At 67.9% G+C, this 25,598-nt stretch carries 27 protein-coding genes and 6 pseudogenes; 10 read left to right on the forward strand and 23 right to left on the reverse strand.

Annotated elements, in window-relative coordinates; genetic code table 11:
• Positions 1-427: 427 nt before the first annotated feature.
• Positions 428-622, reverse strand: coding sequence for a double zinc ribbon domain-containing protein (locus ACZ3I3_RS37580; RefSeq protein ID WP_467372270.1), 195 nt, complete (start codon positions 620-622; stop codon positions 428-430).
• Between the two features lie 308 nt (positions 623-930).
• Between ACZ3I3_RS37580 and ACZ3I3_RS37585 the strand changes: the two genes are divergently transcribed.
• The 4 genes and pseudogenes from ACZ3I3_RS37585 to ACZ3I3_RS37600 all read left to right on the forward strand — a co-directional run bounded on the left by ACZ3I3_RS37585 (position 931) and on the right by ACZ3I3_RS37600 (position 4,979).
• Entirely contained in the window at positions 931-3,456 is a 2,526-nt protein-coding gene (locus ACZ3I3_RS37585; RefSeq protein ID WP_467372271.1) for a helicase associated domain-containing protein, read from the forward strand.
• 83 nt (positions 3,457-3,539) lie between these two features.
• Positions 3,540-3,881, forward strand: a complete 342-nt coding sequence (locus ACZ3I3_RS37590) for a PadR family transcriptional regulator (protein WP_467372272.1) — start codon at positions 3,540-3,542, stop codon at positions 3,879-3,881.
• 7 nt (positions 3,882-3,888) lie between these two features.
• Positions 3,889-4,083: pseudogene (locus ACZ3I3_RS37595) on the forward strand (SPOR domain-containing protein); the annotation flags it as partial.
• Between the two features lie 641 nt (positions 4,084-4,724).
• Positions 4,725-4,979 (forward strand): hypothetical protein, encoded by a 255-nt coding sequence (locus tag ACZ3I3_RS37600; RefSeq protein ID WP_467372273.1) that lies wholly within the window; start codon positions 4,725-4,727, stop codon positions 4,977-4,979.
• A gap of 92 nt (positions 4,980-5,071) precedes the next feature.
• Here ACZ3I3_RS37600 and ACZ3I3_RS37605 read toward each other — a convergent pair whose 3' ends face one another.
• Both ACZ3I3_RS37605 and ACZ3I3_RS37610 read right to left on the reverse strand, forming a co-directional pair.
• Positions 5,072-5,308 (reverse strand): hypothetical protein, encoded by a 237-nt coding sequence (locus ACZ3I3_RS37605; RefSeq protein ID WP_467372274.1) that lies wholly within the window; start codon positions 5,306-5,308, stop codon positions 5,072-5,074.
• 4 nt (positions 5,309-5,312) lie between these two features.
• A complete protein-coding gene (locus ACZ3I3_RS37610) occupies positions 5,313-6,470 on the reverse strand; it encodes an AbiJ-related protein (RefSeq protein ID WP_467372275.1) in 1,158 nt (385 codons plus the stop codon).
• A gap of 111 nt (positions 6,471-6,581) precedes the next feature.
• Between ACZ3I3_RS37610 and ACZ3I3_RS37615 the strand changes: the two genes are divergently transcribed.
• On the forward strand, positions 6,582-7,430 hold the full coding sequence (locus ACZ3I3_RS37615; protein WP_467372276.1) for an ATP-dependent DNA ligase: 849 nt from the start codon (positions 6,582-6,584) through the stop codon (positions 7,428-7,430).
• A gap of 61 nt (positions 7,431-7,491) precedes the next feature.
• Here the strand turns inward: ACZ3I3_RS37615 and ACZ3I3_RS37620 are convergent, their stop codons facing one another.
• From ACZ3I3_RS37620 to ACZ3I3_RS37645, 6 genes are all read right to left on the reverse strand, one after another.
• Positions 7,492-7,881: a DUF3732 domain-containing protein gene (locus ACZ3I3_RS37620; RefSeq protein WP_467372277.1), complete on the reverse strand. Its 390-nt coding sequence runs from the start codon at positions 7,879-7,881 to the stop codon at positions 7,492-7,494.
• A complete protein-coding gene (locus ACZ3I3_RS37625) occupies positions 7,787-8,581 on the reverse strand; it encodes a hypothetical protein (protein ID WP_467372278.1) in 795 nt (264 codons plus the stop codon). The genes ACZ3I3_RS37620 and ACZ3I3_RS37625 overlap by 95 nt, the downstream gene beginning before the upstream one ends.
• 556 nt (positions 8,582-9,137) lie before the next feature.
• Positions 9,138-9,443 (reverse strand): hypothetical protein, encoded by a 306-nt coding sequence (locus ACZ3I3_RS37630; RefSeq protein ID WP_467372279.1) that lies wholly within the window; start codon positions 9,441-9,443, stop codon positions 9,138-9,140.
• The gene (locus tag ACZ3I3_RS37635; RefSeq protein ID WP_467372280.1) at positions 9,440-9,925 is read right to left on the reverse strand and encodes a three component ABC system middle component; all 486 of its coding nucleotides are present in this window, start codon (positions 9,923-9,925) and stop codon (positions 9,440-9,442) included. Before ACZ3I3_RS37635 ends, ACZ3I3_RS37630 begins: the two co-directional genes overlap by 4 nt.
• Positions 9,925-11,016: an ABC-three component system protein gene (locus ACZ3I3_RS37640; protein ID WP_467372281.1), complete on the reverse strand. Its 1,092-nt coding sequence runs from the start codon at positions 11,014-11,016 to the stop codon at positions 9,925-9,927. Before ACZ3I3_RS37640 ends, ACZ3I3_RS37635 begins: the two co-directional genes overlap by 1 nt.
• A gap of 278 nt (positions 11,017-11,294) precedes the next feature.
• Complete coding sequence (locus ACZ3I3_RS37645) at positions 11,295-11,831, reverse strand: hypothetical protein (protein ID WP_467372282.1); 537 nt, start codon at positions 11,829-11,831, stop codon at positions 11,295-11,297.
• Positions 11,832-12,111: 280 nt separating this feature from the next.
• On the opposite strand from ACZ3I3_RS37645, the gene ACZ3I3_RS37650 reads away from it, so the two are divergent.
• Positions 12,112-12,396: a hypothetical protein gene (locus ACZ3I3_RS37650; protein ID WP_467372283.1), complete on the forward strand. Its 285-nt coding sequence runs from the start codon at positions 12,112-12,114 to the stop codon at positions 12,394-12,396.
• Positions 12,397-12,516: 120 nt separating this feature from the next.
• Positions 12,517-12,699 carry a hypothetical protein gene (locus ACZ3I3_RS37655; RefSeq protein WP_467372354.1) on the forward strand — a complete coding sequence of 61 codons (183 nt, stop codon included), beginning with the start codon at positions 12,517-12,519 and terminating at the stop codon, positions 12,697-12,699.
• 97 nt (positions 12,700-12,796) lie between these two features.
• Here the strand turns inward: ACZ3I3_RS37655 and ACZ3I3_RS37660 are convergent.
• From ACZ3I3_RS37660 to ACZ3I3_RS37695, 8 genes and pseudogenes are all read right to left on the reverse strand, one after another.
• Positions 12,797-12,934: pseudogene (locus tag ACZ3I3_RS37660) on the reverse strand (DUF6207 family protein); the annotation flags it as partial.
• Between the two features lie 72 nt (positions 12,935-13,006).
• Positions 13,007-13,258, reverse strand: coding sequence for a hypothetical protein (locus ACZ3I3_RS37665; protein ID WP_467372350.1), 252 nt, complete (start codon positions 13,256-13,258; stop codon positions 13,007-13,009).
• Positions 13,259-13,282: 24 nt separating this feature from the next.
• Entirely contained in the window at positions 13,283-13,405 is a 123-nt protein-coding gene (locus tag ACZ3I3_RS37670; RefSeq protein WP_467372355.1) for a hypothetical protein, read from the reverse strand.
• Positions 13,406-13,421: 16 nt separating this feature from the next.
• Positions 13,422-13,781: pseudogene (locus ACZ3I3_RS37675) on the reverse strand (DUF6223 family protein); the annotation flags it as partial.
• 232 nt (positions 13,782-14,013) lie between these two features.
• Positions 14,014-14,421 carry a hypothetical protein gene (locus tag ACZ3I3_RS37680; RefSeq protein WP_467372284.1) on the reverse strand — a complete coding sequence of 136 codons (408 nt, stop codon included), beginning with the start codon at positions 14,419-14,421 and terminating at the stop codon, positions 14,014-14,016.
• A gap of 58 nt (positions 14,422-14,479) precedes the next feature.
• Positions 14,480-15,376 (reverse strand): RNA polymerase sigma-70 factor, encoded by an 897-nt coding sequence (locus tag ACZ3I3_RS37685; protein WP_467372285.1) that lies wholly within the window; start codon positions 15,374-15,376, stop codon positions 14,480-14,482.
• A gap of 892 nt (positions 15,377-16,268) precedes the next feature.
• Positions 16,269-16,612 (reverse strand): annotated as a pseudogene (locus ACZ3I3_RS37690) (hypothetical protein); the annotation flags it as partial.
• Between the two features lie 65 nt (positions 16,613-16,677).
• Positions 16,678-17,135 (reverse strand): annotated as a pseudogene (locus tag ACZ3I3_RS37695) (transposase family protein); the annotation flags it as partial.
• Positions 17,136-17,254: 119 nt separating this feature from the next.
• Here ACZ3I3_RS37695 and ACZ3I3_RS37700 point away from each other — a divergent pair.
• Positions 17,255-17,806 (forward strand): HAD domain-containing protein, encoded by a 552-nt coding sequence (locus ACZ3I3_RS37700; protein WP_467372351.1) that lies wholly within the window; start codon positions 17,255-17,257, stop codon positions 17,804-17,806.
• A gap of 60 nt (positions 17,807-17,866) precedes the next feature.
• Here ACZ3I3_RS37700 and ACZ3I3_RS37705 read toward each other — a convergent pair whose 3' ends face one another.
• Positions 17,867-18,076 carry a hypothetical protein gene (locus tag ACZ3I3_RS37705; protein ID WP_467372286.1) on the reverse strand — a complete coding sequence of 70 codons (210 nt, stop codon included), beginning with the start codon at positions 18,074-18,076 and terminating at the stop codon, positions 17,867-17,869.
• Positions 18,077-18,983: 907 nt separating this feature from the next.
• Entirely contained in the window at positions 18,984-19,967 is a 984-nt protein-coding gene (locus tag ACZ3I3_RS37710) for a GlxA family transcriptional regulator (protein WP_467372287.1), read from the reverse strand.
• A 71-nt stretch (positions 19,968-20,038) separates the two neighbouring features.
• On the opposite strand from ACZ3I3_RS37710, the gene ACZ3I3_RS37715 reads away from it, so the two are divergent.
• Positions 20,039-21,349: an MFS transporter gene (locus ACZ3I3_RS37715; RefSeq protein ID WP_467372288.1), complete on the forward strand. Its 1,311-nt coding sequence runs from the start codon at positions 20,039-20,041 to the stop codon at positions 21,347-21,349.
• Positions 21,350-21,409: 60 nt separating this feature from the next.
• On the opposite strand, the gene ACZ3I3_RS37720 is transcribed toward ACZ3I3_RS37715, so the two are convergent.
• Entirely contained in the window at positions 21,410-21,739 is a 330-nt protein-coding gene (locus tag ACZ3I3_RS37720) for a hypothetical protein (RefSeq protein ID WP_467372289.1), read from the reverse strand.
• Between the two features lie 145 nt (positions 21,740-21,884).
• Here ACZ3I3_RS37720 and ACZ3I3_RS37725 point away from each other — a divergent pair.
• Positions 21,885-22,418: pseudogene (locus tag ACZ3I3_RS37725) on the forward strand (DUF6233 domain-containing protein).
• A 488-nt stretch (positions 22,419-22,906) separates the two neighbouring features.
• On the opposite strand, the gene ACZ3I3_RS37730 reads toward ACZ3I3_RS37725, so the two are convergent.
• Genes ACZ3I3_RS37730 through ACZ3I3_RS37740 form a run of 3 tightly spaced genes read right to left on the reverse strand, consistent with a single transcriptional unit; the run spans position 22,907 to position 25,595 of the window.
• Positions 22,907-23,497 carry a hypothetical protein gene (locus tag ACZ3I3_RS37730; protein ID WP_467372290.1) on the reverse strand — a complete coding sequence of 197 codons (591 nt, stop codon included), beginning with the start codon at positions 23,495-23,497 and terminating at the stop codon, positions 22,907-22,909.
• A complete protein-coding gene (locus ACZ3I3_RS37735) occupies positions 23,494-24,804 on the reverse strand; it encodes a hypothetical protein (protein WP_467372291.1) in 1,311 nt (436 codons plus the stop codon). The genes ACZ3I3_RS37730 and ACZ3I3_RS37735 overlap by 4 nt, the downstream gene beginning before the upstream one ends.
• The gene (locus ACZ3I3_RS37740) at positions 24,801-25,595 is read right to left on the reverse strand and encodes an ABC transporter ATP-binding protein (protein ID WP_467372292.1); all 795 of its coding nucleotides are present in this window, start codon (positions 25,593-25,595) and stop codon (positions 24,801-24,803) included. Before ACZ3I3_RS37740 ends, ACZ3I3_RS37735 begins: the two co-directional genes overlap by 4 nt.
• Between the last annotated feature and the right edge of the window lie 3 nt (positions 25,596-25,598).

The following is a 25,598-nucleotide window of genomic DNA, read 5'->3' on the forward strand; positions in this document are numbered from 1 at the left end:
CCCGCGGAGCGGGTCCCCTCCGGGCTGCGCCCGGAGAAAGCGAACACCCTTGCTCCGCAAGGGTGTTGCGCTCCCGCTCCGCGGGAGCGGAGCGGGACGCTGCGCGGCCCGCACACCCGGATTGCTGCGCAATCCGGGTGACGCTCCGTCCGCTGCGCTCCCGGAGCTGCGGGACTTCGTCCCGCTACCAGGCCTCCGCTTCGCTCCAGCCTGGCGAGGCGGGTCCGCTGCGCTCCCCCGCCTGACGGTCCTTCCGGCTACGCCTCCAGTCCCTTCGGCCCGCTGCCGCGGGCCGGGCTGGCTGCAAAAGAGCTGAGGCTTGGCTCTGATGGCCGCCTCAGCTTTCGGAGTGACAACACGTCAGGCATGCGCGTGGCCTGGCGCAGTGTTCACGGTCCAGCAGGCTGGGTTCGTCCTGCTGTTTCAATCACCCTTGCTCTTGCTGCTCGGTGCGTCCTTCGAAGTCACGTCGTACCGCTGCACCTTGGTCTTCAATGAGCCCACCCTCATCAGGGAAGTCCAGAACCGTGCCGCAGTGGCTGCACAGCTTCCCGTCTTCGGCCGGCGTGCCACATGCCTTGCAGAACCGGTTGCCCTTCTCGTTTTCAGTCTCCTGCGTCATGACTCTCCGGGGACAGGATGGACGTATTGGTTTTTGGTGCGGAGTACCCAGGGCATCAAAGTTGATTCGCTCATGGCGGCTGCTTCATTTTGGAGCTGCGATAGACTCTGGACACAGATGGCTCCAGCTCTGTGAGGTCTGTGAGGTCTGTGCCGCTGCAGGGTGGCTATGCGTGTCTCGGGTCAAGGGCGTGTATCGCGGTCTCGATGGATCCGGCATCGGGGCCAACGCTTGTCGTCTGCAGGCTGGTTATTCAGGTGGAGCGTCTGAGGACGGTCGTCTGGCTCCGCGGAAGAGAGTAGATCGGAATGACTGTGAAGGAACTCCGTCCTCATCAGCGAGAAGCCGTGGACGCGGTACTCCACGCGCTCGAATTGCCTGCAAGATCTACTGTGCCAGAGCGGGGTCTGCGCACGCAGGTGATCATGGCAACCGGAACCGGCAAGACCCTCGTCGCCACCCGGAGTGCCGAGGAGCTCCGGGCCGGCCGTGTGCTCGTCCTCGTGCCCTCGCTGGACCTGCTCGCCCAGACCGAGACCGCATGGCGCGCCGGCGGTCGCACCGGCCCGATGATCGGGGTCTCGTCCCTGCGCGGCGAGGAGGCGTCCTTCCCCAACACCACGGACGTGGAGGAACTGGTCGACTGGGTGCGCCCGTTCGACAAGATCACGGTGTTCGCCACCTACGCCTCACTCGGGCTCGGCACGCTGGAACGCGCACACCGGGCCGGTCTTCCCGGGTGGGACCTGATCGTGGTCGACGAGGCACACCGGACCTCGGGGCGGCTGGGCAAGCCGTGGGCAGTCGTCCACGACAACACCCGCATCCCCGCCCTGCGCCGCCTCTACATGACCGCCACCCCCCGGCTGTGGCAGCTCGACGAAGACCAGGAGCAGCAGGGCACGCCGGGCGAGCTGGTGGCTTCGATGGAAGACGACCCCAACGGACCGTTCGGTGCCCGCTGCTACACGCTGACGCTCTCGGAGGCGATCGACCGGGGGATCTGTGCGCCGTACCAGGTGGTGTGCGTGGACGTCACCGACACCCAGCTCCAGGCCGCCATGCTGCTCGGTGCCGAGGGACGGTCGGACCAGGTACGCGGGGCCCGGCTCGCCGCCCTGCAGACGGCTCTGGTGAAGGCGGCCTCGGAGGAAGGCTTCCGCCGAACTCTCACCTTCCACCACGTGGTCAAGGAAGCCGAGGCGTTCGCGGTCGGCCTTCCCGACATCGCCGCGCAGCTGCATGACGCGGACCCGGCGCTGTGCCCGCGGGTGGTCTGGGCGGACTGGCTGTGCGGTGACCACAAGCCCAACCACCGGCGGCGCGTGCTGGGCGAGTTCGCCGACGGGATCGCCACGGACGGCACAGTCGTGGAGAAGGGCTTCTTGAGCTCGGTCAAGGTGCTCGGTGAAGGCGTCGATACTCGCAACTGTGATTCCGTGTACTTCGCCGACGTACGCGGCTCCATGCCCGACCTCGTCCAAGCCGTAGGCCGAGCACTGCGGATACAGCCCGGCGAGGGCAAAACGGCGTCGCTGGTCGTGCCAGTCCTGCTCGGACCTGGAGAGACGGTCGACAACATGCTCACGAGCCGGGCGTATGGCGGGTTGGCCAAACTCTTGGAGGCCCTCAGAGCGCACGACGCCCGCATCGTCGAGCAGCTGGCCCAACCGCAGGCCCAAAGCCGCTCCAGGGGCGTCCAGACCCGCGAGGAGGGTAGGGAGCAGGGCGGCGCCGGTGAGGGTGGTACGTCGGCTTCGGCGAAGGCGCTGCTGAAGTTCTCCACGCCGCGTGACCCGGCCGCGCTGGCAGCGTTCATCAACCTGCGGGTCCTCAACCCCGAGCGCGAACACTGGCGGCGCGGCATCGAAGCCGCCGTCATCTACGCCCGTGAGCACGGCAACCTCAAGGTCCCCTTCACGTACCGCGTGCCCGGCCGCGACGACCAGGAGGCGGAAGCCGAGGGGAGGCCGACCGCGCTCGCCGGGTTCCCACTGGGGCAATGGATCGCCGACGCCAGACGCTTCTACGCCCGCAGGGCCCTGGCCGAGGACCGCATCGAGCAGCTGGAGAAGCTCGGCATGGTGTGGTCGCACTACGACGTCGCGTGGGAGGAAGGCCTCGCCGCGGCGCGCGGGTGGGCCGCCGAACACGGGCACCTCCTGGCGCCGCTGGACGCCACCCACCAGGGATACCGAGTAGGGATCTTCCTCAAGAACGCCAGGGCCGCCGCCCGGAAGGCCGCCGACATCGAACAGCGGCGTGCCGAAGGGCTCCCGGTCGGGTCGTCGGCCGGCGCCCTGTCAGAGAACCGGCGTGAGCAGCTGGAGGAAATCGACCCGTCCTGGTGCCCCGTCTGGCCGGTGGAGTGGCAGCGCGCCTTCCACCTCACCCGACAGCACCTCGAAGCCGGCGGCGAACTGCCCACCGAACCTGGCGACGTCGTGCACCAGGGTGAGGACCTCGGACGATGGGTCCGGGCGCAGCGGCTCGGCTTCGACAAGCTCACCGGCGTGCAGCAGTGGATGTGCGAGCAGGTCCTTGGGATCGAGCCCGCGACCGAGCACGAGAAGCCGCCACCGCGCCGTACGCAGGCCGACAAGTGGGCGATGAACTACGAGGCCGCCCGCCAGTTCTACGAGCGCGAGGGGCACCTGCGGGTGCCGAGGAAGCACGTCGAACGGATCGCCGTAGGCGGCGACGGCAGCGGCGAGGACCAGGAGGAGCGAGAGCTCCGCCTCGGGGCGTGGATCAACAACCAACGCTCACGCGCCGCGACACTGTCGGAAGACCGGCGCGAGCAGCTCTCCGCCATCGGCATGCGGTGGGCCTAGAAGACGACAGTTGAGGACGGCAACTTTTGTGGCAGATGCCGCGTTCCGCTGCTATGCAGGTGGCACCATACTAGAGTTCTCGCATGGCAAAGACGCCGCGCATGACGCTCCAGACGCAACTGGTGCTGCGAACCCTGCTGGAGAGCCCTGCCGAGGCCCGTTACGGTCTGGAGCTCTCCCAAGCAGCAGGCCTTCCCACCGGCACCATCCATCCGATCCTCGCCCGCCTCGAGAACACAGGCTGGCTTGAGTCCTTCTGGGAAGAACAGGACGAGATCGAGAAGACCGATCCGCCCCGGCCCCGCCGCCGTTACTATCGCTTCACCCCAAGTGGTGCCGAGTCCGCCCGCGTCGCTCTCGCTGCCGCCTACCAAGGAGGCGCCACCTCCGCACGCCTCCGCCCTGCTGATGGCCTCGGGAGTTGAGGCTGAGATGCCCAGTGCCGACAACGAAGCGAGCGGACGCGTTCTCCCTTGGTTAGTGATCCGCGAGGACGACAAGGGGTACCGGTACCGGGTCGGCAGGTACGCCACCCGGGACGAAGCTCAGAGGGTCTGCGACAGCCTCGCCTCCCGCAGGCATAAGCAGCTCTACTGGGTGGGGGAGTTGTCCGGGCAGGGCCGTCCCCCCAACCCCAGTTTGGCCCACGACTTCAAGCAGGGGGCCAGAAGGGCCCAACTGGAAGCTCTGCAGGAGGAGATACGGCATCCGGCCGAGACGCCTGCTGCCGCTGATGAACCTGCACTTGCCCCGCAGAACGTCGCTGTCCGGCGCCTGCAACGGGGGCGACCTCTGTTTGAAGCGCTCGCCCACATCTTGCCTGCGGAAGCCCGCGAACGCTGGGCCGAAGAATGGACAGCAGAGTGGATCGACCTCGGCGGGCGGCCCTTGCGCACGCGTGTGGCCTTTTTGATGTGGGTCACGCTGCGCAGCCTCCCATCCATCGCCTGGACCCTCCGGCTCGCAGCACGACGGCAGAGCGCCCGATGAGGGCGGTCGGAGCAGTTGAATCCTGCCGCTGTTCCGCCCGCCCGGCTGAGCGCAGGCCGGAGGCAGTACCCATGGCCACTCGCCAGACACCCAGGGCAACACCCGCGCCGATCGCCGCCACGCTGAACACGCCTACCCTGGGCCGGGCCGAGACCCCACAGGGATGCTCTCAGGCAGAGAGCCGCAGCAGGACCGCCGACCGCGCGGCACACACCCTCGCGGACGACACCACGCAGGTGTCCGCCGGTACTGCTCCGCTTCCCGCAAGGAGACTCCCGATGGCTCGGGAACCGCGCTCCCCCGCACCCGCCCACCCCGATCCGCCCAGCCCGCAGGACACGTCCGAGCTGGTTGCGGTGAGGCCAGCGCTCTTGTCGCTGCGAACTGTGGTGATCCTGTTCATGGCCGCCGTGATCGGCGTGGGCGTGGGAGTGATCACCTACTTCGCGAAGAACTCATATCCCGAGGCTGTTCTGGCCGGTCTAGTCGCTGCCGGGGGCTGCACGGTGGGTTTGCACAACTTGGTCGGCTGATGCCGGCAGCGGGGCCGGTGAGGCAGTTCCTCACCGGCCCATGACCGTCGCAGCCCATATGTGTGAGCCGTCTCCGCGCCGTTCTGACCGCCTCAGGTGTGGCCGTCGGACGGACGGTTCAGGAGCTTGCTGAAGAAGTCAGTGACCACCGGGCGTGCCTGTTCGCGGTCGCGCAGTTCGTCGTGGCCAAACCGGAACACTTCATAGCCTCGGAACTTCAAGTCGCGGTCGCCGGCCATGGTCGCGGCGTACTTCGCGCTGTCGGGCTCGATTCCGCCGTCGGGTGTGCTGCGTGTGTGGTGCTGTATGCCGTCGACTTCCAGCACCACGCGCTTACTCCCTGGCAGCAGCATGAGGAAGTCCATGCGCAGGTTCTGCAGGGCTCGCACACCGCGCTGGCGCACGGTCTTGGGGTCCCAGTGCACCCATATCTCCGGCAGGGAGAGCGGGCACATCACTCAAGTAGTCCTTGTAAAGGTTGTGGTACAGCCAGAACAGGTTGATCTGTCCCTTGGATTCTCGAGGCAAGGACGCGCGCATGCGCTCATACAGAGAGCGGGTCGCTTCCGCTGGGTCGGTGATGTTGTGGGTCTCCTGCCACCATGACAGCAGGTCACGCCAGAGCAGCCCGTCCTTTCCCACGGGGCGGTCGTAGACCAGGACCTGCTCGGCCCGTTCAGCGACCTCGATGTCGTTGTCGAGAGCGCTGGTGAAACGGATGTCTGGCTTTCCCAAGGTGGCAAAGATGAGATTGCGCGGCCGGCGGGCGGCACCCCGCCCGAGCCGGACGAGGTGGAACAGGGGATAGCCGTCGGCTTCTTCTTCCTGCCGCAGCTGCGCTCCCACGGGCTGCAGGTGGTAGTTGGCCAGCTCAACGAAGCGACGCTGTGCCTGCTCGTCGGGAAGAACAGCAGGGGAGGCCAGGCCCTCAAGGAAGCGTCCGAAGCGCGGGTGCGGGGCTTCGAAGACTCCGCGCTGCTCGAAGAGGTACTCGGTCGACCAGTCGTCCCGAAACCTGATCACGTGGCGTTGGATGTCGGCGCGCAGGGTGGCGAGGTGAGGGCTCCACACGTTGAACTCGTCCTCGCCCGAGTCCCACAGTCGGCCCAGCAGAGCCAGAAACCGGTCCGGGTACATCAGGTGATCAGAGAGGTCGAACGCTTTTGCCAGCTCGCGCCTCGTGCGGCCGGAGATTTCTACGTGGTCGCGTCCGAGCCACAGGACGTCCTGGAGAGCGTTGCGTTCGGGCGCGGTGAGCGGCTCCTTGTCGAGGATGGCCTCAGCAACCTGTGCCAGGCGGTAGTCCGGCCAGTCCCGCAGGCTGGCCGTCAGACGCTCGTGCTTGGTGAGACCATCGTTGGGAAGAGGCGGCGGGAGACCGAGACGCTCGCATAGCGCTGGCAAATCCTGGTGACGGTAGCGCTGGTACAGGGTGACGAGTACGCCCTCGATCAGGCTCCGCAACCGCGGCAGGTCCATCTGCTCAGCCATCCCACGATGATGAGCCAGGTCAGGACGCGATTCCAGATGCTCCCGTAACGCCTGCTTGCGAGAACAGTTCTGAGCGCAGCGTCCGGCGGTCGACGTGGAAGAGATAGCCGCATGACGTGGTCCTTGCCCGAGCCCATGCTCACCGTGGCCGTGGACAGCCCTGCCCTGCCCACTGGGTGGGCCGCAGAGCCGAAGTGGGACGGCTACCGTGCCCAGCTCGCCGTGTACGCGGGTGGGCGGGTGCTGCTGCGCTCACGACGCGGCACGGACATGACGGCCTCATTCCCCGAGATCTGGGCCGCGGCCCTGGCGGAGATGCCAGAGGGCACCGGGCTCGATGGCGAGCTGGTGGTGTGCGAGCGGGACCGGCTGGCGTTCGAGCGGCTGCAGCAGCGGCTCGCCCGGCACGGGGCAGCTGCCGCTCAGGCAGCGCGGGAGTGGCCGGCGCACTTCGTGGCCTTCGACCTGGTCCACCGAGGCGACGACCTGATGGGCTGGCCGTACGCCCGGCGCCGTGCGGCGTTGGAGGCGCTGTTCGCGGTGCGCGGCCGGGGTGTGCGGTCGTGGCGGAAGTACAAGGTGCGGGTCACCGCGGAGGCCGTGATCGGCGCGGTCACCGGGTCGCTTTCCGCGCCCCGCACGCTGCTGCTGGTCCGCTACGACCCGGCGGGCCGCCTGCAGTACGTCGGCCGCAGCACCACTCTGTCCTGGGCCTCCGGCCGCGCTGTGGCCGACAAGCTGACCCCGCCGCGCGGTGTGCATCCGTGGACGGGCTGGACGTTCTCGGTAGGCTGGGGCACGCAGCGCACCCTCGAGACCGTCTTGGTTCAGCCGGATGTCGTGATAGAAGTCGACGTCGACGTCGCCCGCGACAGTGCCGGACGGTGGCGGCACCCGGCCCGCCCTCACCGCATCCGCGCGGACGTTGACGTGGCGCAGGTACCGCTGTTCGGCGAGTGAACCACGCTTACTGCCCCCACGCCGCAATCGGCACGACACGATCAGGATGCAGACCAGGCGTTCAGTCAGCCTCTTCCTCAATCCAGTCGGCAGGTACGGGTGCTTGATCGGTGTCGTAGCGCCATCGCTCGGTTACGTATGGGCTGAAGTCCGGGTGGTCCAGGTCGGCGTGTTCCATGACGATGACCTGGAACTGGCCTTCCAGCAGGCGCAGCGTCTGATGGATTGTCTGGAAGATGTTCAGCAACTTGTGGCGGTCGTTGGCTCCGAGGATGGCTTCGCCGGTGTGGTCGGGCGGGAAGAAGACCTGCGACGGCTGGTCGAGCACCAGGAGACGCGGCACTGGTGCTCGGTGCTCAGTGCACCACTCGTGAAGGCTGAGCATGGCGGCTACGTGGTAGCCGAGGTGGTTCTCTCCGCTGCCCATCTCCGGGTAGAGGCAGCGGGCCATCGGCCTTGTCGGCGATGACGGTGAGGCGGTTGAAGTCGAGCCGGATGGGGTTCTCCGAGTGCTCGATGCTGAGCCCTGCGGCCTTACTGGTGATCTTCTGGCTGATCAGTGAGAGGTAGCTGGCGAGGCGCTCGCCTTGTGTGTCGTCGCTGAGCAGTTCTTCCAGGTCGGCGATCTGCTGACGGAGTTCTTCTCGCCGGTCTTCCACTTGAGGGGTTACTGCGCGGCGAGCGGCGGTGTCCAGGTAGAGACTGATGCGTCCCTGGACCATGGCGGCGCGGCGAGCGTCGTCGGGTTCCTGTTGTAGGGCCCGCATCCCCGCAGTGACTTCGTTGATCTCTTCTTGATTCCGGGCGAGTGCAGAGCGCAGTTCCTGCAGGCGCTCTTCCTCCTGGCTGATCAGGCGTTGAATCGCTGGGGTGTCGCTACCGATGACCTGGAGATCGCCGTCCAGATGTGCGAGGTCGCGGGTGAGAGCGGTGACCGTGTCGTTGGCGGAAGGAAGGCTGCTATCGCACACGGGGCAATGCGAGGCGTTGGAGGTCTCGGGGTCTCGGCGGAGCAGGCCGAGGGAGACCAAACGGGCACGCTGCTCGGTGGCTTGGGTGGTGAAATCCGTGTTCTCGGCAAGTGCTCGCTTGAGATCGGAGATCTTTACACGGGTCTGCCCGTGGAGGCCGCGTAGCTCGGTGTGTCGCATGGTGAGTGCGCTGAGGGGATCCTCACCGCTGTCCTGCTCAGGCGGGGGCCGGTGTGGTTCATGGCCTGGCGTAGAAGGCTCAGCACTTCGTCGGCTGATGGCTCTGGATTGGCCAGTGGCGGCAGCAGGTGAGCTTCGACAGCCTCGGTGAGCCGAGCGCGGGCCTGGCCGGCGGCAGGGTCGAGATTCCGTGAGGGCGCGAGCGCGGTTTCGAGGTCAGCGAGGTCGCGACGCAGGAGGCGAAGCCGGTTGCGACGCAGTGCCTGCTCCGGATCTACGGCGCCCAAGAAGTACGGGATGACACCACGGATGGTGTTGGGCCGCCATTCCTCGCCTTGGGAATGGAAGAGCAGGTCGGGGTTAGCGACCTCGTTCCGCGCTTGGAGGCAGAAGAACAGAGCGTGGCGGATGGACGGGGCAATGGCCTGGCTCGGCCAACGGCCGGTACACGGACTGTGCGGTCGATGCCGCAGAAGTCGCTGAGCATGTCCTTTGCCGCGTCCAGCGGGGTAGCGAACTTCAGTGCTTGCAGCGGTGGAGGCGGAGTGTTGGGGGCTTACGAGAGGAGGCACAGGACGGTGCTGACAGCGGCTTTGCCTTCGGGAGCGCGGCGGGCGACGAAGAGTTGCTGGCCGGGCTTGACCAGGGTGAGGGCGTAGGCGCTGACGTAGTCGCGGACCTTGCCGGCCTTGACGGGGTAGCCGTTGCTGGCGAGGCAGTAGTCGATGATGGTCAGCAGGGCGCTTTTGCCGCGTCGGGAGTCGCCGGTGACGATGTTGAGGGTGCCGGGATCAAAGGGCACGGTGCGCATCTGGCCGGGCTTCTTGCCGTAGATGGTGACCGCCCGGATCTGAAAGGTCACGGCTTGACTCCAAGGAGGGTCAGGACGGTGCTGAGGCTTCCGGTGCTGAGCAGCCAGCGCCCGAGCTGGACGGCAGCCTTCTGGATGGCGACGCTCTGTTCCGTGCCGCCCTTGATCGTTTTGTTGAGTGCGCGGGGAACGAGCGCCAGGCCGTCGGTGCCCCCGTGCAGAATGTGGCTCTGCAACGCGAACAGCAGGCCGGGGCGCGCGACGGCAGCCAAGGAGGCCGCGTTGCGTGTCATGGCGACTCGCACGGCGTCGTTCTCGTCCAGCCACCCCGTCAGACCGGTTCCCGTGGTGGTCGGCAGGACCGCCCGGATGGATGGTTGTAAGGCCGTAACGGCAGCTGTCACGGCCACCGGCAGCGGGCACGGAGCCGCGTACTCCTTGTGATAGCCCTGGACTGCCCGGGTACACAGCACCGCTGTGAACGCGGGGTTGTACAGGGCCCGCTCCTCGCGGCTCAGTTCGACTGCCGCCATCAGCGTGCTCCGGTCGGCTCAAGGAGGGCCATCAGCCGGGCGGTGAAGTCCGGATGCCAGCCGACCCGTAGTTCGTCGGCGAGCATGTGGTACGAGCCCTTGGGGATGAACACCTCTTCAAGGCCGGTGCGGATCTGGGCGCGGGCCTCCCGGTCAACCCAGCGATAGATCAGTTTGGCCTCACGCTTCATTTCTTCCTCGGTTGCGTCGTCTCCGAGGTCCTCTCGCATGTCCGCGAAGCGCGCCTGCCACTCCTCAACCAGCCTGCGCTCGTATCTGCCGAGCTCTCCTACGCGGAGCAGCTTCTCCTCCGACCAGCGCGATCGTTGGTTGAATGCCCGTACGTAGTCCCGCACGGCGAGACGGATGCGTTCGGATCCGACGCCGATCAGGTCGAGCTGGCGGACGAACATCTTGTCTGCAGACTCGGCAGGCTCAGGGTTCAGGTCGGCGATATCGGGGTCGATAGGCAGATTGTTGGGACCGAACTGGTGGCGTAGATCGCTGAAGATCTGGTCGAACTCCTCGCCGGTGATGGGCGCGCCGCCAGGTGTGCGCATCTGCTCGATCACCCGGTCGTAGAACCATCCTTCGAGGGGGGTGAGGAAGGACTTGGCGAGGTCGTGCCCCACCGCGAGGGCCGCATGGCCGAGCATCGTCTCGCGGACCTCGTCGATCCGCGGAGCGTCACCAATGACGTCGATCCGGGCAAGCAGGGCCCTGTGCCCTACGGGCCCAACGGCTTCCAGCCTGTCGAACGCCGCAAATGCCTTCTGCAGCTTGTCGCTTGAGGATGCTTGACGGGCCGCCCGCAGCAAGGTGAGGGCCTTGTCTTCGTCACGATGTCCGCTGGCTTTGGGCTGCAGGTGATAGCCGGCACTGCCTGGCGGGAGCTCGGCCGTCGTCATCAGGAAGAGGTTCGTTTCGGCGAGGTCGATCCGCCCGGCCGTAGCTGCCTCGCACCAGATCCGAAGCGTCTTCCACAGATCGGGGGCCGAGTCAGTCAGCCGTGTGCCGTCTGCTCGTTGCTTGAGCTGAAGTAACTCTGTCAGCGACCCGGCATGCTTCTCGATGTCGTCGGCGGCCTCCACAGCAACGCTCCACTACAGTCCGCCCACCCACTGCTCGATGCAGAGCTGCAGCGCCTTGGCGGACTGGTAGAGGTAGCCGAGCGCTGAAGCAGATGCTTCGAACTGATCGTCCTTGGCCGCCATAGCCCCCTCCAACCGTCCTGTCGAGCTGCCAGTGATCTTCGCATGCGTGTGACGCTGGGCACATAGGCGGTACCTGAATCGTGACGACTCACTGCGGTCGGCGGGCGAGCAAGTGCTGGAACATGAGCCGGTTGGGTCGTGGCAGCGGGCGGGGCTCAGGCGTCGCCGGCTGCTGTTCCCTTGAGGAACTCTTCGACCTCGTTGGCAACGCTCGGTTTCGCTTTCGAGGCGCGGGCGCTGGACCGGGTTGAGCCTTCATGTACTCCCAGGCCGCCGACCCACAAGTATCCGAACGTGGACTCCTCGTCGATCTCTGGGCTGATCTGGATGTCGATCTGCTTGAGCTTCGCGGCGGGGGCGGCGGCATAGATCACCGCTGTAACGCGACGCTGCGGGTAGAGGTTGTAGTCGCGGATGCGATCGGACCCGTAGATGTCGACGAACGCGGCGTGGCCGTCGCGGCCCACGCGCACGTCGACGTGCTCCGGGTGCTGGCTCAAGTCGATGCCGTAGTGATCGGTTCCTCGGTTCTCGTACGTCACCTGGAAGCTGACGTAGGTCAGGCCTTTGGCGTCATCGTCCCGGCCGCGCGGCGGTACGGCTTTCTGGAGGCTGTGCACGCGGACCCGGAGGCCGGTGAGTTCATCGGACTGGTACTCCTGCCAGTCCCCTATGACGTTTGGTATGTCCATGCCCCCACCCCTTAGTCCTCTGGCTGATCAACGTACAGCGTGATCCGTGACTGCCGCGAGGCGACGGGGCAGGGTGCTGGCCTGCTGGACAGCACACGCTGCAGCTCCGGTGCTACATGATGTACCGGCGCGGTCAGGGACCGCCGCCTGTGAGGGGTGGGGACATGGGAGACGCTTGCTGTTCAGGTTGTGCACACCGCTGTTGGTTCTCGGGGTAGCTGCTTGCGGTGACGGCGAACCCAGTGAGGCCTCAGCAAACCCGAGCCAGACGACCGCACTCATGGGTGGGGCCCCCGCCCATGACTGCACGAAAGGTGTCACCGCTGCGGTAGCGGACAAGCTGTGGATCGACTCGGGGCAGGTTACCGACGATGACGAGTCTCACGAGCGGAACGAACGCAATCGGAAGTTCGCGGCGAACTATCCGGGCGCCCCGGAAATGGACATCTTCATGAGGACGAACAGCGATGCCGTCCACGCGGTGAACGGCGGCGCGCCGGTCACTGATGCGCTCGCCATGAGCACGAGCCGCATCACAGAGGAGTGCGCTACTGCTTACCCGTGACGCAGGACGGAGCTCCTCTAGCGTTGACCCCTCAGGGCCGTCGGAGATCGGCGACGTGCTTGACGTGCTGCCGTCCGTCCCTGATCCACACCGTGTCAGTGACGAATCCCCCACAGACGGGTGACACTGTCCCTGCGGCTGACCGCAGTGCTCGCCTCCATCGTCGGCCCGCGCCTGGCCCCCCGGCCCGGGCGTGCGTTCACAAAGGGCGGCGCCTCCCACACGTCGGCCGACGACGTGATGGTGGAGGTCGTGGCGGGCACGACCCAGCCCGCCGTCGCCACTGTGATGCGGCTGCGCTGACCGGTGTCACGGCTTCGTCCGGCGCGCCCAGGGCGATCGGCTGGCGCAAGTCCAGGTAACAGCGCAGCCGCACGCCAGGCTCCCCCGCATCCCGAGCCGTCCACTCCGCTGTCGCCGTTGCCCACCGGTCGGCGAGCAGCTGCTGGAAGGCGAGCACGGTGTCGTCATCGGCAGCCGCGACGTCGACGACGTCCAAGCCCGGCTCACTCACGTGCGCCTCGTTGACGGGGTCCATGTACGGCACGACGCCTGGCCTGCCGAGCGGGTTCCGCAGCGGCGGTGTCTTCACCCGACCGAGTGCAGGTGTTCAGGGGCTGTCGCCGCCCCAGTCCCAGCGGGCCGGGTCGCCGGGGCGCGGGTCGTACAACACCCGGCCCCCGGACCCGAACTGGCCGAGCTCCGTCAGAAGGGAGACACCGTCGTCGATCTCCTCCGGCCTCCAGCCGGTGATGTCGAGCAGCAATCCGTCCAGCGGCCCGCCCACCAGTTCGGCGTAGCGCCGCCCCGGCTTCGGGCCCGGGTGGTCGTGGTCGGCACCGTAGATCCGGCCACGCAGCAGTCGGCCGGCTCGCGGGTGGGCGCCTCAGACGGAGAACGTGACGTCGGTGAGCTGCTCGGACACGGCCCACAGGCGCTGCTGGACGGCCGTGTCGTGGGACTTCTTGCTGGAGGCGACCACCTTGGGGTATCCGCGGGTTCCGCCCATGCTGGACCATGGCGAAGTAGGCGCCGCCGAGCCCGTTACCGGTGCCGAGACCGCCGTCGGCGGTGGCCGCGACCGTCCCGCCGACGGCCACGGCGACCAGCCCCGCCACGAGAGCCGTGACAGCTCCGCTCCGCCGGGCCCAGGTGCCGATGTGTCCCTGTCTGGTCGTCCGGGCCAGGGCCAGGCCGCCGCCCACCGCGCCGAGGAGGCCGATCAGTGCCGACAGGGAGGCTCCCACACGGCCGACGCTCACGGTGTAGACGCTCGCGGCGAGCGGCTGAACCGAGGGGTCCGCGGTAGCCGGTTCGGCGAACGCGAAACCGCCGATCAGGACGGCAGCGGCAACGGCAACGGCAAGCACGGATCGAACGGACATGAAGTGTCCTGCCCTTCCGATATGGGTCTGAACCGGTCATTCGGGGGACGCGGGCCCACAGGGGTCCTGGCATGGCTGCGAATTGCGACACCATCGCTGCCGCAGGGCGACGCTGGCGATGCCGGTCCGGAGTCACACCGGGCAAGTGGGCCCGGCCAGCTGTTGCCGACAGGGCTCTCGTCACCATTGGGTTCACCGTTGAGATCGCCATCCACAGCGGTTCACCGGACAGCTACGACCCGGCAGCGGCGCGCAGCAGCAAGCGCGGGGACAGTGTCTGGACCAGGGCCAGGGTGCTGAGAGCGAACATCACCACACCCAAGGGGACATGGAACGAGGACACGTGCGCGATGCCCAACGCGACCTGCGCCGAGGCCAGGAGGAGGAAGCCGGTGGCGTACAGGACGGGGCGGGGGGATCCGCCGCCCGGGCGCCAGGCCAGGATCGCGGCGAGCACGTACAGCATGGCGGCTGCGTACATCACCTTTGATCCGATGTCGTGCATCAGATAGCCGTGGGACGAGGTCAGCAGCATGCCCGCGGTGACCGTCTGGAAGAAGAGGGTCAGGGTCTGCAGGGCTGTCGCGGTCCTGAGGAAGGTGAGGCCGCGCGGCGCGGCGTCCGTCGTCTGTCTGGTCATGGTGTGGTCCCCCTCTTGTGGTGTGCGGCAAGGGATCGGTGGTTGCCAGCGGTTGGCGTCAGCGCAGGGTGAGCGGGGTCTGGGAGGTGACGCGGGTCAGCTTCTCGGGGTTGCGGACGAAGTAGAGGCCGGTGATGCGGGCGTCCTCGACACAGACGGCCATGACGCCGTCGAGCTCGCCGTCGCGGTGTACGGCGAGCGCTGGGCTGCCGTTGACCACGGTGGGCTCCCAGGTGATCGTGGCCTCGACCTTGACGGAGCCGCCGAGGATGAAGCGGACGATCTTCTCGGAGCCCATGACGGGCCTGAGCGCGGCGCGCTTGACGCCGCCGCCGTCGCTGAGCAGGACGACGTCGGGGGCGAGCACGTCGAGGAGGTCCTGCGGGTTCCCGGTCCCGAGGGCGCGCTGGAAAGACTCCAGGGCCGCCCGCGTCTCACCTGGAGAGGCGGTCCTGCGGGGCCGGCGAGCGTCGATATGCCCACGGGCGCGGTGCGCGATCTGCCGTACGGCCGCCGGGGTCTTGCCGACAGCCTCGGCGATCTCGTCGTAGTCGACCTCGAAGACCTCGCGCAGCACGAACACCGCCCGCTCGATCGGGGAAAGGCTTTCCAGGACGAGCATCATCGCCATCGACATGCTCTCGGCGAGTTCGATGTCCTCGGCCACGTCCGGCGTGGTGAGCAGCGGCTCGGGCAGCCACTGGCCGACATACGCCTCCCTGCGGCGCTTCATGGTGCGCAGCCGGTTGAGCGCCTGCCGGGTCGTGATCCGCACCAGGTACGCCCGCCGGTCGCTCACCCCTCCCAGGTCGACCTTGACCCAGCGCAGCCAGGTCTCCTGAAGGACGTCTTCGGCGTCCGCCGCCGATCCGAGCATCTCGTAGGCGACGGTGAACAACAGGTTGCGGTGGGCCACGAACGCTTCGGTCGCCAGGTCGGTGGTGTCGTCGTTCATCTCTCGGTCTCTCTCCCCCGCAGGCCTGGTCAGGCTGCCCACCCCGCGATGGGTCATGTCATGCTCCTGTCGATTCGCTTGTTCCCGGTGACGGGAGCGCAACTGCGCCCCGATCCCCACAGGAACTGACACCTGCGTCTGCGCCAGCGATCACGACCGCCACGGTCTGCTCCGTCATGTTGTCTCCTTCGTCTCAAGGGGTTCGGCCTCAAGACACCGCGCGACCGATCGCTGTGACAACCTGTGAGACAGATCACTCCACAGGAGTGGGCTCGGCACGCGACGTCCTCACGCACCTCCACACGGGCCCGCGGCCGGGTCGGCGGGCGCCGGCCGAAGCACACCGCGAACCAGGCCACACTCCCCCAACAGCTCTGCGACGAACGGGCCAAGACCGTCCAGCAGATCGCCGACATGTTCGGCGCGCCGAGGTCGACGGTGTACGGGCACCTCCACAAGACCAAGAGCGTCAGACCGACAGCACAGTTGTGGACGTGCCGGCTGACGCGACCGTGTCGTTGCCGGGGCCGGGTGCGTTGAGCGGGTGGCATAACCGGTGTGGGCGGGTCAACGGTTCGCCTCGTGTCTGCCCGGCAACGTAGCGGGCTGCCCCTCACCTGGTCGAACCGGCCGGTGAGAGCGGCCCCGGGACGGTCATGGCTCCACCAGCCCGGGGCCGCCGACGGAGGTGAGCATGCCCGGTGAGGCGATGTGTCCTGATTCCAGGCGTTCCGGTAAGGCTGGAGGGACGCCTCGGTGAAGCGGTCCAGGTGATTGAGGTCGTCCAAATGGCTCTAGTGCTGTGACCGCGAACCTTCGCCGGGTTGCTGTCCCGGTGATTAACAGGAGGGGCGGCTCCTTCCGGTCGCGGTACGGTCCTGCCATGTCCCGATCAGCCGATGTTGACCTCTCCCGGCCCCCCGTCACCGCGGATGACCTCGACCTTGCCGTGCAGCTTGCTGTGGCAGTCCTTCGCGAAGCGCCCCCGGTTGCTTGGGAAGGCAGGGCCGGTTCGCTGGTCGGCGGCCAGGACGTCGCGGTGGCGAGCGTTGGCGTTGCGCCAGCGCGCGTCAGCCGCAGCGGGTAGGCGTGCAGGGCCTTGGCCTGCACGGTGTGGTTGGGGTGGTTGGAGTTGGTGATGGTGAACTGCCTCAGCGGTCCGAAGTGGGCCTCGATCGGGTTGGCCCACGAGGCGTAGGTCGGGGTGAAGCACAACTCGGCCTCGGTCGGCCACCGCGCCTCCAGCGGTCGGATCGGACGTCACCGCACATCCAGCCGCCACGACCACCAACCCGGCGAGGGTTGCCCGGTACCGGCCGCCCGATGGCGACGATCCGACGGGTGTCAGCGTCGATGACGACCTGGTGATTGGTGGAATACCTGTAGTTCTTCGACTGCTCGGTGATGTTGTGATCGCGGGTAGGGACCAGAGTGCCGTCCACGATGAGCACCGTGTCCTTGCGGAATCGCTGCCGCGGCTTGAGCGCGAGCAGTGGGCTGGTGCGGGTGACGATCCGATCGGCTGCGGACTTCGAAAGGCCGAACAGCGGGGTGAGCTGCCGCAGTGTCAGATTGGTTCGCCAGTAGGCGGGGACGAGCAACACCCGGTCCTCCAACGGCAACGGCCACGGACGCCCTGGCCGCAGCGCCTCGGCTCCTTCGCGGCGCAGCATCGTGATCAGCTTGTAGAAGGCGCGCGGGTTCAGGCCGGTGAACGGGGCTGTCCAGACGGCTCCGACGCCGTGATCACTGCTGTCACATCAAGATCGTCCCACCGCTTCGAAGGCCACACTCGCGTAGATCGTTACCTGCCGAGATTTCGCTGGGCGGTCTCTCCGTCGGCCGGTACCGTGCGATGCGGAACGGGGCGGGGGTGGGCTGGTGCGCCCAGTGCTGTTGGTGGATGTGGACGGGCCGCTGAATCCGTATGCCGCAAAGCCGCATCGACGACCCGAGGGTTATCAGACGCACCGGCTGCTGACGCCCCGCTGGGAGGCCGCCGAACGGCGTCGGCTGACTCAGTGGGGACTGCCGAACAAGCCGGTGAAACCGCTGCGGGTGTGGCTCAACCCGGCACACGGCCAGGCCTTGGACGCGCTCCCCTTCGAGCTGGTGTGGGCGACCACGTGGGAGGAAGAAGCCAACGCTTTCATCGCACCGGTCCTGGGACTGCCCGAGCTGCCCTTCATCGCCTGGCCCTCGCCGCGGGACGAGCCCGGGAACGGTGTGTTCTGGAAGACGCCGGCGATCGTCGCGTGGGCGAGAGGCCGGGCGTTCGCCTGGATCGACGACGAGATCACCGAGGCGGATCGCGCCTGGGTGAACGAGCATCACAGCGGCCCCACTCTACTGCACCGGGTCGATCCCCGCTGCGGTCTTACCAGCAACGACTTCGCCACACTCGCGGCATGGGCGGCCGGTCTGCGCTGACCCACGGCCGGCCGGCAGCCGCCTGCGACGCCGTTCCGCACGATCATTGCGGGACAACTCTCAGGCGAGGACGATCGCAAGTCCCAAGAAGAACACAGCTGCCGCGAGTTGGTAGTTCAGTGCCGCCCTGCCGTTCATCAGCGCAACCCACTTTGGCATCAGGTCTCGGTCCGAATCCCAGAGTCCTCGGCGGGACCAGGTGTTGAGAGCCAATACCAGGTTGCACACCGCGACGAGAACAAGGCCGACGACCGCGTCATCGCTGGACAAGGTCGCTTTCCCCCTTTGGCGAACAGCACGTCGAGCAAGTATGCCCTGCGCAGGACGTACGCTGCGGCGGCCGTCCACTCTCCGCGTCTCGCCCCAGGTCCAGGAACTGTCCGCGGACATGCAGGTCAAGACCCACTGGCCGGCTCACCCCGGCCCCCGGGTCCGCCGGGGGCTCCGGAACCTCCGTCCGCACCTTGCCTGTCCAGCCCGTGCACCCAAACCCTCACGACCAGGCCCCGGGCGGCCTCCTGGCTCGGAGAAAGCCGCCCCTCAGGGCTTGAAGAGCAAGATTCAGCGGTCCGTACGGATGCCCCGGAAGCCCGGACCGAGCCCGCGCCGCCTGGGCGCCCTGCGCTCCGCGCCGCGCGCGGGTCGATGCTGTGGGCCCGGTCGGCAGCCAGACGCCAGCGCTGCCCCAGCAGGTCCGGGGCTTTCACGTCCGCGCCCAGGTCTTTCCCAGAGAACACCGCCATGTTGTCCTGGCAAGTGGTGCCGGGACTTTGCCGACACCTCTCTCGTGGCATCGCTCGGCGACGAGGTCGTCGGTTTCCTGACCGGCTACTTCCGTCCCCAGCAGCCCGACACTTACCTGGTGTGGCAGGAGCCCCAAGCCCCGGCAGGGAGTCCGATGCTCGGAGTGCAGCTCTTCGAGCGGGCGGCCGATCGGGCGGTCAGTCGCGGCGCGCGCTACATCAAGGCGAGCGTGTCGGCCGACAACAAGGCCATCATCATGGTGCTGAAGAAGTGCGCCAAGCGATACCGGGCCCCGTGCACGCCGAAGTGCTCTTCACGGCCTCGCTGTTCCCCGAGGAGCACCACGATGAGGTGCTCTACCGGATCGGACCGTCGAGCCGCCTGCCGACTGACGGACCTGCCGGCCCGGGCCAGTGTCACCGCGCGGGTGCCCTCACTTCCCTCCACGGAAGGTGTTGCGGTACGCGCGCGGTGACACGCCCAGAGCTTCACGGAAGTGCTGGCGCATCGCGGTGCCCGTTCCGAAGCCCGCCTCGGCCGCGATGCGGTCCACGGGCTCGTCCGTGCGTTCCAGCAGCCTACGGGCGTACTGCAGGCGCTGTTGACCGAGCCACTGCATCGGAGGCATCCCGGTCTCCTGACGGAACCTGCGAGTCAACGTGCGTACGCTCGTCGCTGCCCGACACGCCAGATCCTCCAAGGTGAGGGGCTCACCGAGGTGTTGCACAGCCCAGGCACGGGTAGCGGCGATGGCGCTGTCGTCGGATTCCGGTATGGGACGGTCGATGTACTGGGCCTGGCCACCTTCGCGGTGTGGGGGGACCACCGTGCCGCGGGCGACGGTGTTGGCGATGTCGGCGCCGTGGTCGCTGCGGATCATGTGCAGGCACAGATCGATGCCCGCGGCGACGCCTGCGGACGTCAGAACGCGGCGGTCGTCGGTGTACAGCACATCGGGGTCCACATCGATCTCCGGGTACAGGGCTGCAAGTTCCGAGCACGACTTCCAGTGCGTTGTCGCCCGGCGACCCGCGAGCAGACCGGCCGCCGCCAGCACGAACGACCCGGTGCAGATGGAAGCCAGACGCGCTGTTTCCGGCACTTCCTCAAGTGCCGCTCTCAGCAGGGGGCTCAGCTGACCGCGCCGCTGGGGACGGTAATCCTCGACGGCGGCGGGCACGATGACCGTGTCCGCCTGGCGCAGTGCCTGCGGCCCCTGGGGCACGTTGACGGTGAAGTCGGCGTCCGTGGGTATCTCACCAGGTTCAACCGCGCAGGTCACCACCGAATACAACGGTCGGCCGGCGTCATCGGCCGCAGTGCCGAACAGTCGGTGCACGATCCCCAGCTCCATAGGAATCAGCCCAGAACGCACCAGGACAACGACTGTGTGCACCCCTTCATCACTCACCTTCATGGCCAGATTCTTTCACTGCATGTCCAAACGGCCAGTGGTTCCGGGCCCGCGTCTCGCTCAAGGATGAAGACATGCATGACGCAATCGGCCATCACACCAAGGATTCCGGGCTCCGCGCATGGTGGGTAGCCGCCGTCGCCGGAGTAGCGATCATCGTGGCCGGCGCCTTCTCCACCATGCCAGGCATTCTGCAGGATCCCCTGCGCCAGGAGTTCCACTGGTCCCGGGGCTCCATCGGCCTGGCCGCGTCTGTCAACATGATCCTCTACGGACTCACGGCCCCCTACGCCGCCGCCCTGATGGACCGGTTCGGCATCCGCCGAGTCGTCATCGCCGCACTCGGGACCGTAGCCGTCGGAGCAACGCTCACCACGGCGATGAACGCCGCCTGGCAGTTCACTCTGTTCTGGGGCTTCCTCGTCGGCCTGGGCACCGGATCACTGTCGATGACCCTTGGCACCACAGTCACCAACCGCTGGTTCACCACCCACCGCGGCCTGGTGACGGGCATCCTCTCCTCCGGCAGCGTCCTCGGCCAGATGGTTTTCCTGCCCGCCCTGTCATGGACCATCGCCCGATACGACTGGCGACCCGCCCTCGTCAGCCTCGGCCTCGCCGCGCTGGCAACCACCGCACTGGTCTCCCTCGTCCTCCGCGACCACCCCGCCGACCTAGGACAACGCCCCTACGGCAGCGACACCTTCACCTCACGGCCTGAGCCCGTCCCCGGCGCCGCCCGCCGCACCCTGACCGTGCTGCGCCGCGCCGCACGGACCGTCCCTTTCTGGCTGCTCGCCGGCACATTCGCCGTCTGCGGCGCATCCACCAACGGCATCATGTGGACCCACTTCACCCCGGCCGCCCAGGACCACGGCATGCCTGTCACCACAGCCTCAACCCTGCTGGCGTTCATCGGCGTCTCCAACGTGGTGGGCACGATCGCCTCCGGATGGTTCACCGACCGCATGGACGCCCGTCGGCTCCTCGCCATCTACTTCCTCCTACGGGGCCTGCTGATGGTCACCCTGCCGCTGACGATGACCGCCACTGTCAGCGCGCCCATGCTGATCTTCGTAGTCGCCTTCGGCTTGCTTGATCTGGCGACCGTGCCACCGGTCATCGCCCTGTGCCGGACCTTCTACGGAGAAGACAGCGCCATCGTCTTCGGCTGGACCAGCGCAGCACACCAGATCGGCGCCGCGTCGGCATCCTTTCTCGGAGGCGTCGCCCGCGACACTTTCGGCAGCTACAACCCAGTCTGGCTCGCCCTGGGCGCCGCCTGCTCAGCCGCAGCCCTGCTGTCCCTGGTCATCCGTCGCCACCCCGCCGCCTCGACCGAGGCCGACCAGACGGTATATGCCACATCAGCCCCGCGGGAGTGACAGGCATTGTCGTCCGTGGCGCTCATGTCATGGGGTTCATCTGTGATGCCTTCGATGCCGTCATAACTTTCGAAGCCGAACCTCATCGAGCGTGATCTGTTCTCCGATCGCTTCTGCGATCACTGCAACCTGTTCGCGTCTGGTGAGACTGTCCGGTCCAATGATCGTGTCGATCCGTCCGTGGCGGCGTGGGTCAAGCAGGTTTCCCAGGACGACGTCGGCGATGTCGGCCTCATGGACGGGATGCCCGATCTGATCAGAAAAGGGCTCCACAGCTCGGCGATCCGTCTTGATCGCCGGCCCCCATATGAGGAGTGAGTTTGTCGCAAACTCAGCGTCAAGAGGCCGGCCACCGCGTGACACCTGACGCGCGCCGCCGTTGAGCAGCACGCTCCATATGCCGGGGGCGTCATGGCAGACCCCCCGGGGCCTGTGGTGTGCGCACCCGCTGCTGGCACCTCATGATCTGCCCCCGCTTACCGTGGGGGCCGTGACGACGTCTTCCGATGACGCTTCCGGGCCCGAGCTGCTGCCGGTGCCGGTGTGGGGCGTACTTCCCGGCGACCCAGTACTGAGGCAGCCGCAGCAGGAAGTCATTGCGCGGCTGTGAAGGCGGCGGCAGACGGAATCGGGCTGGCTCTATCTCGTGGGACTGCCCTCGTACCGGGACCGCGAGGACAACGGCGTGGAGGAGGCGGAGTACCGGGTGTGGGTACGGGCGCCGGAGCACGTGCCTCCCGTCGACGGCGTCGACTACGACCAGGTCGTCACCGAGCGCCTGGAGCCGCCACAGCAGTCGGTCGTCCACGAGGTTCTTGGAGAGCGCCGGCCTTCGGGACGGGTGCTGCAAAAGCTGGGCGACGGTCGCGGCCCGTCCGGCGGGGTGCTGCACGCGCCGGACTGCGAAGAGGCTCCGCAGGGCGCGCCGCTGCTCGAACTGGAGCACGCCCTGGACGTCGCGGCGAATCCGGCGACGCGCCCGTGCACGCTGTGCGGATGCGCGCAGGAACTCACGTCAGTCCTGCGGGGCTTCGACCACGGCACCGACTCCGACGCCGACGACTCCTGACTTCCCGGCCGCCCTGGCGGCGACTGGCGCGGCGGCCCCGGCCGGCGAGCAACACCGGGCAACGCACCCGAGCCCCGGCGGCGCCGACACTGCCCACCCCGCCCCCTCCCCCTCCCTCAACTCAGGACATGGGCGAAAGCAGCCCCAACGGGGAGGTCAGCACCCCGACCACGCCCACAGGCCGCAGACCCGACCCTCCCTCGCGAAGTCTTTCCTCGGCGCCCTGCCCGCGGGCGCTCGCGTAGGTCCCGGCGAGGCCGCTTGAGCTTGCCCGCGACGTACCGCTCCACGGTGCGCTGGGACGCCCCGAGGGCCTCAGCAGCGGCCTTGGGTTCGTGGCGGCACCGCCCAACCGGTTGGCCAGCAGCAGGGCCGCCCGAGCAGGGAGCCACGCCGGTGATCGACCCGCGGCCCAACCCCTGGATGGAGCAGGCGGCGCACCTTCACACCCAGCATCATGCCCGGTCAACGACACCACACAGGCTCCGTCACAGATCTCCGGCTGTAGTACGTGGGCCTCGGCTGACGTAGGCGGCGGTTCCGGCGACGGTGAGTACCGCTGCGACCACGGCCGCGGGTCGGCTGTCGGAGGCCTGTGTCTGCCAGGTCAGCGCCTCCCCCGCGGTGCCCATGCCCGGGAACGCCGCCGCGCCGAGCGTCCACCCGAGAGGCAGGAACCACGAGCGAGCGGTGCCGACCGTGGCCGTCCCCAGGGCGGTCAGGCCCAGCAGGCCGGCCGCGTCGCGGACGACACATCCGAACGGCCCGAAGCGCGTGCCGGTGAGCAGTGTGGCCAGCAGCAGCATGAGTACGCATCCCAGGGCCGTGGCCAGGTGGGACATGCGCAGCCATCCCCACGGCCTCGCCGCCGTGCGGTCCAGGGTGTCGTCGGGGCCTGAGAGCGTGGTGGTGGCGACCGCTACCAGGAGCAGGACCGTCAGGGCGAGTACGGTGCTGCTCACCTCGCCCGTGACGCTGAAGGCCGTCGCCAGCAGCCACGCGATGGCCGTGCCCGCGCCGGCCGCGCCGAGCGCCGCCGGCACCTGGCGCGAGCGGACGTAGAGCGTCAGTCCTGTCATCGGGCGCCTCCGCTCAGGAGGTCGGTGGTGTCCTGGCACTGCTGGGCGGCCTGATAGACGGCGATGACCCGGGCTTCGGCCTCGGCTCGCGGCAGTGCCTGCAGTCCCTTCCAGAGCTTGACGGCATCCGGGTCATCGAATTCGAGGCCATCGGGACCGGCGGTCGGCTCCCGGTCGAGCAGCCAGTAGGCCGCAGCGGTGGCGACTGTCACGTTCCGGTTGTCTCCGCAGCTGAGAGGGCCGGTGAACACTCCGGTGAGCATCGCCGGTTCGAGCCTTCCCGGGTGGGCGAGGTGACCGTGCTTGTCGACCGTGATACTCATCAGCGCGGTGTCGGCCCGCGACCTCGGTGACGTAGGAGGAGAGAACGTGGAGGTGTCCTCATGTGCCTCGACGATCAATGTTTTCGTCAGGAGTTCCAGTGCGTGCCGGGCCTTGGGGGTTACCTCGGGCAGCAACCCTTCGTGCGCCCGGCTGACGCAGACCCGCGGGGTGTCGTCGGTGCACACCAGTTCCTGGGCGACCGGATCGAGCGTCCCTTGGTCGTAGGCATCGCCGGTCGGCACCACCAGGGCCGTGGCCGTGGCCCCGATGGCCAGCGGCAGCAGCGCGGCGAACGCGAACTTACGGTTGTGGACGACGAAGAGCACGACACCGGCCACCGCAACCGCGGCTGTCCAGAGTGCCTGGGCGGCGCTGACTCCGCCGTCGACGGTGTCGTAGTCGCTGAACATGCTCATCCCCATGGCCGGGGAGAACGCCGCCGTGAATCCGCCGTCCGGAAGGGCGTGGGGCGCGAGGATCAGTAGCGCGAAGCCGATCACGGCCAGCGCGGGCGCGGTGGCGAGCGCCGGCACCAGGCGTCCGACGGCCAACCCGAGCCAGACCGAGGCGATCATCGCGACCAGCCCGACGGCCACGACGACAAGCGCGGCCGACGGCAGGTAGCGCGCCGTGTCGGCGATCCGTGGTGCCGCCGCGAGGAGCGTGACCAGGTAGGCGACGAGCACCGCCAGGGCCGTCGTGGCCAGGATCGGCACCACGCGCTGCGGTCTCGGGCGGGGCACGGCGGCGAGCAGTTCGGCGACGTTCGCCCGGTGCTCGCGATAGGACTGCCAGGCGCCGGCCGCCATCGCAAAGGGCGAGAGAACCGCGAGGTATTCGCGCTGCGTCATGGCCAGCGCCATCCAGCCCGTGGACCATCGCCCCGCGGTGGCGTGGAGGACGATCGTGCCGGCGACGGCGATCAGGAGCGCGGCGCCGAGGGCGGCCGAGCGCCGGAGCTCGATGCCGAGGATGCGGTTCATGCGTTGCTCCGGTGCCGGCGCAGGAGTGCGGAGTAGCCGCGCTCCGCAGGGCTGTCGCCCGGGTCGCCCTGCCCCCCGCGGGCGATCAGGTCGTCGGGGGTGCCCTGGAAGAGGAGTCGGCCTTCGTTCATGAGGATGACGTCGGTGCAGGCAGCGACGACGTCCTCGACGAGGTGGGTGGAGACCAGCACACAGCTGTCGGCGCCGAGGTCACGCAGCAGGTCGCGGAAGTCGAGACGTTGTTCGGGGTCGAGTCCGACGGTGGGCTCGTCGAGCAGGAGCAGTTCGGGGTCGTTCACGATGGCCTGGGCGATGCCGGCCCGGCGCAGCATGCCGCCGGACAGCGTCTTCATCTTGGCGTCGGCCTTGGTGGTGAGACCCACCCGATCGATCGCGCGTTGTACGGCGTCGGGTATCGCGGTTTTGGGCATTTCCTTGAGCCAGGCCATGTACGCGACGAACTCGCGGATGGTGAACCGTGGGTAGAAGCCGAAATGCTGCGGCAGATACCCCAGTTTGCGACGCACCTCGCGCAGGTCGGCACGGCCGTCCACCTGCGCGCCGAGCAGCGTCAATGAGCCGCCGGCGGGCTTGACGACGGTGGACAGCGCGCGCATCAGCGTGGTCTTGCCGGCGCCGTTCGGGCCGAGCACACCGTGCACGCCGGCAGTCAGCGTCAAGTCGAGTCCGTCGACGGCCAGGTGCCGGCCGGCCCGGACACGCAGTTCTTTTGCGTGGACGAGCCAGGGATGAAGGGTGGGAGCCGTTTCGGCAGCACGCACCGCTCGCATGGG

This window comes from Streptomyces sp. NPDC016851, from assembly GCF_055562795.1.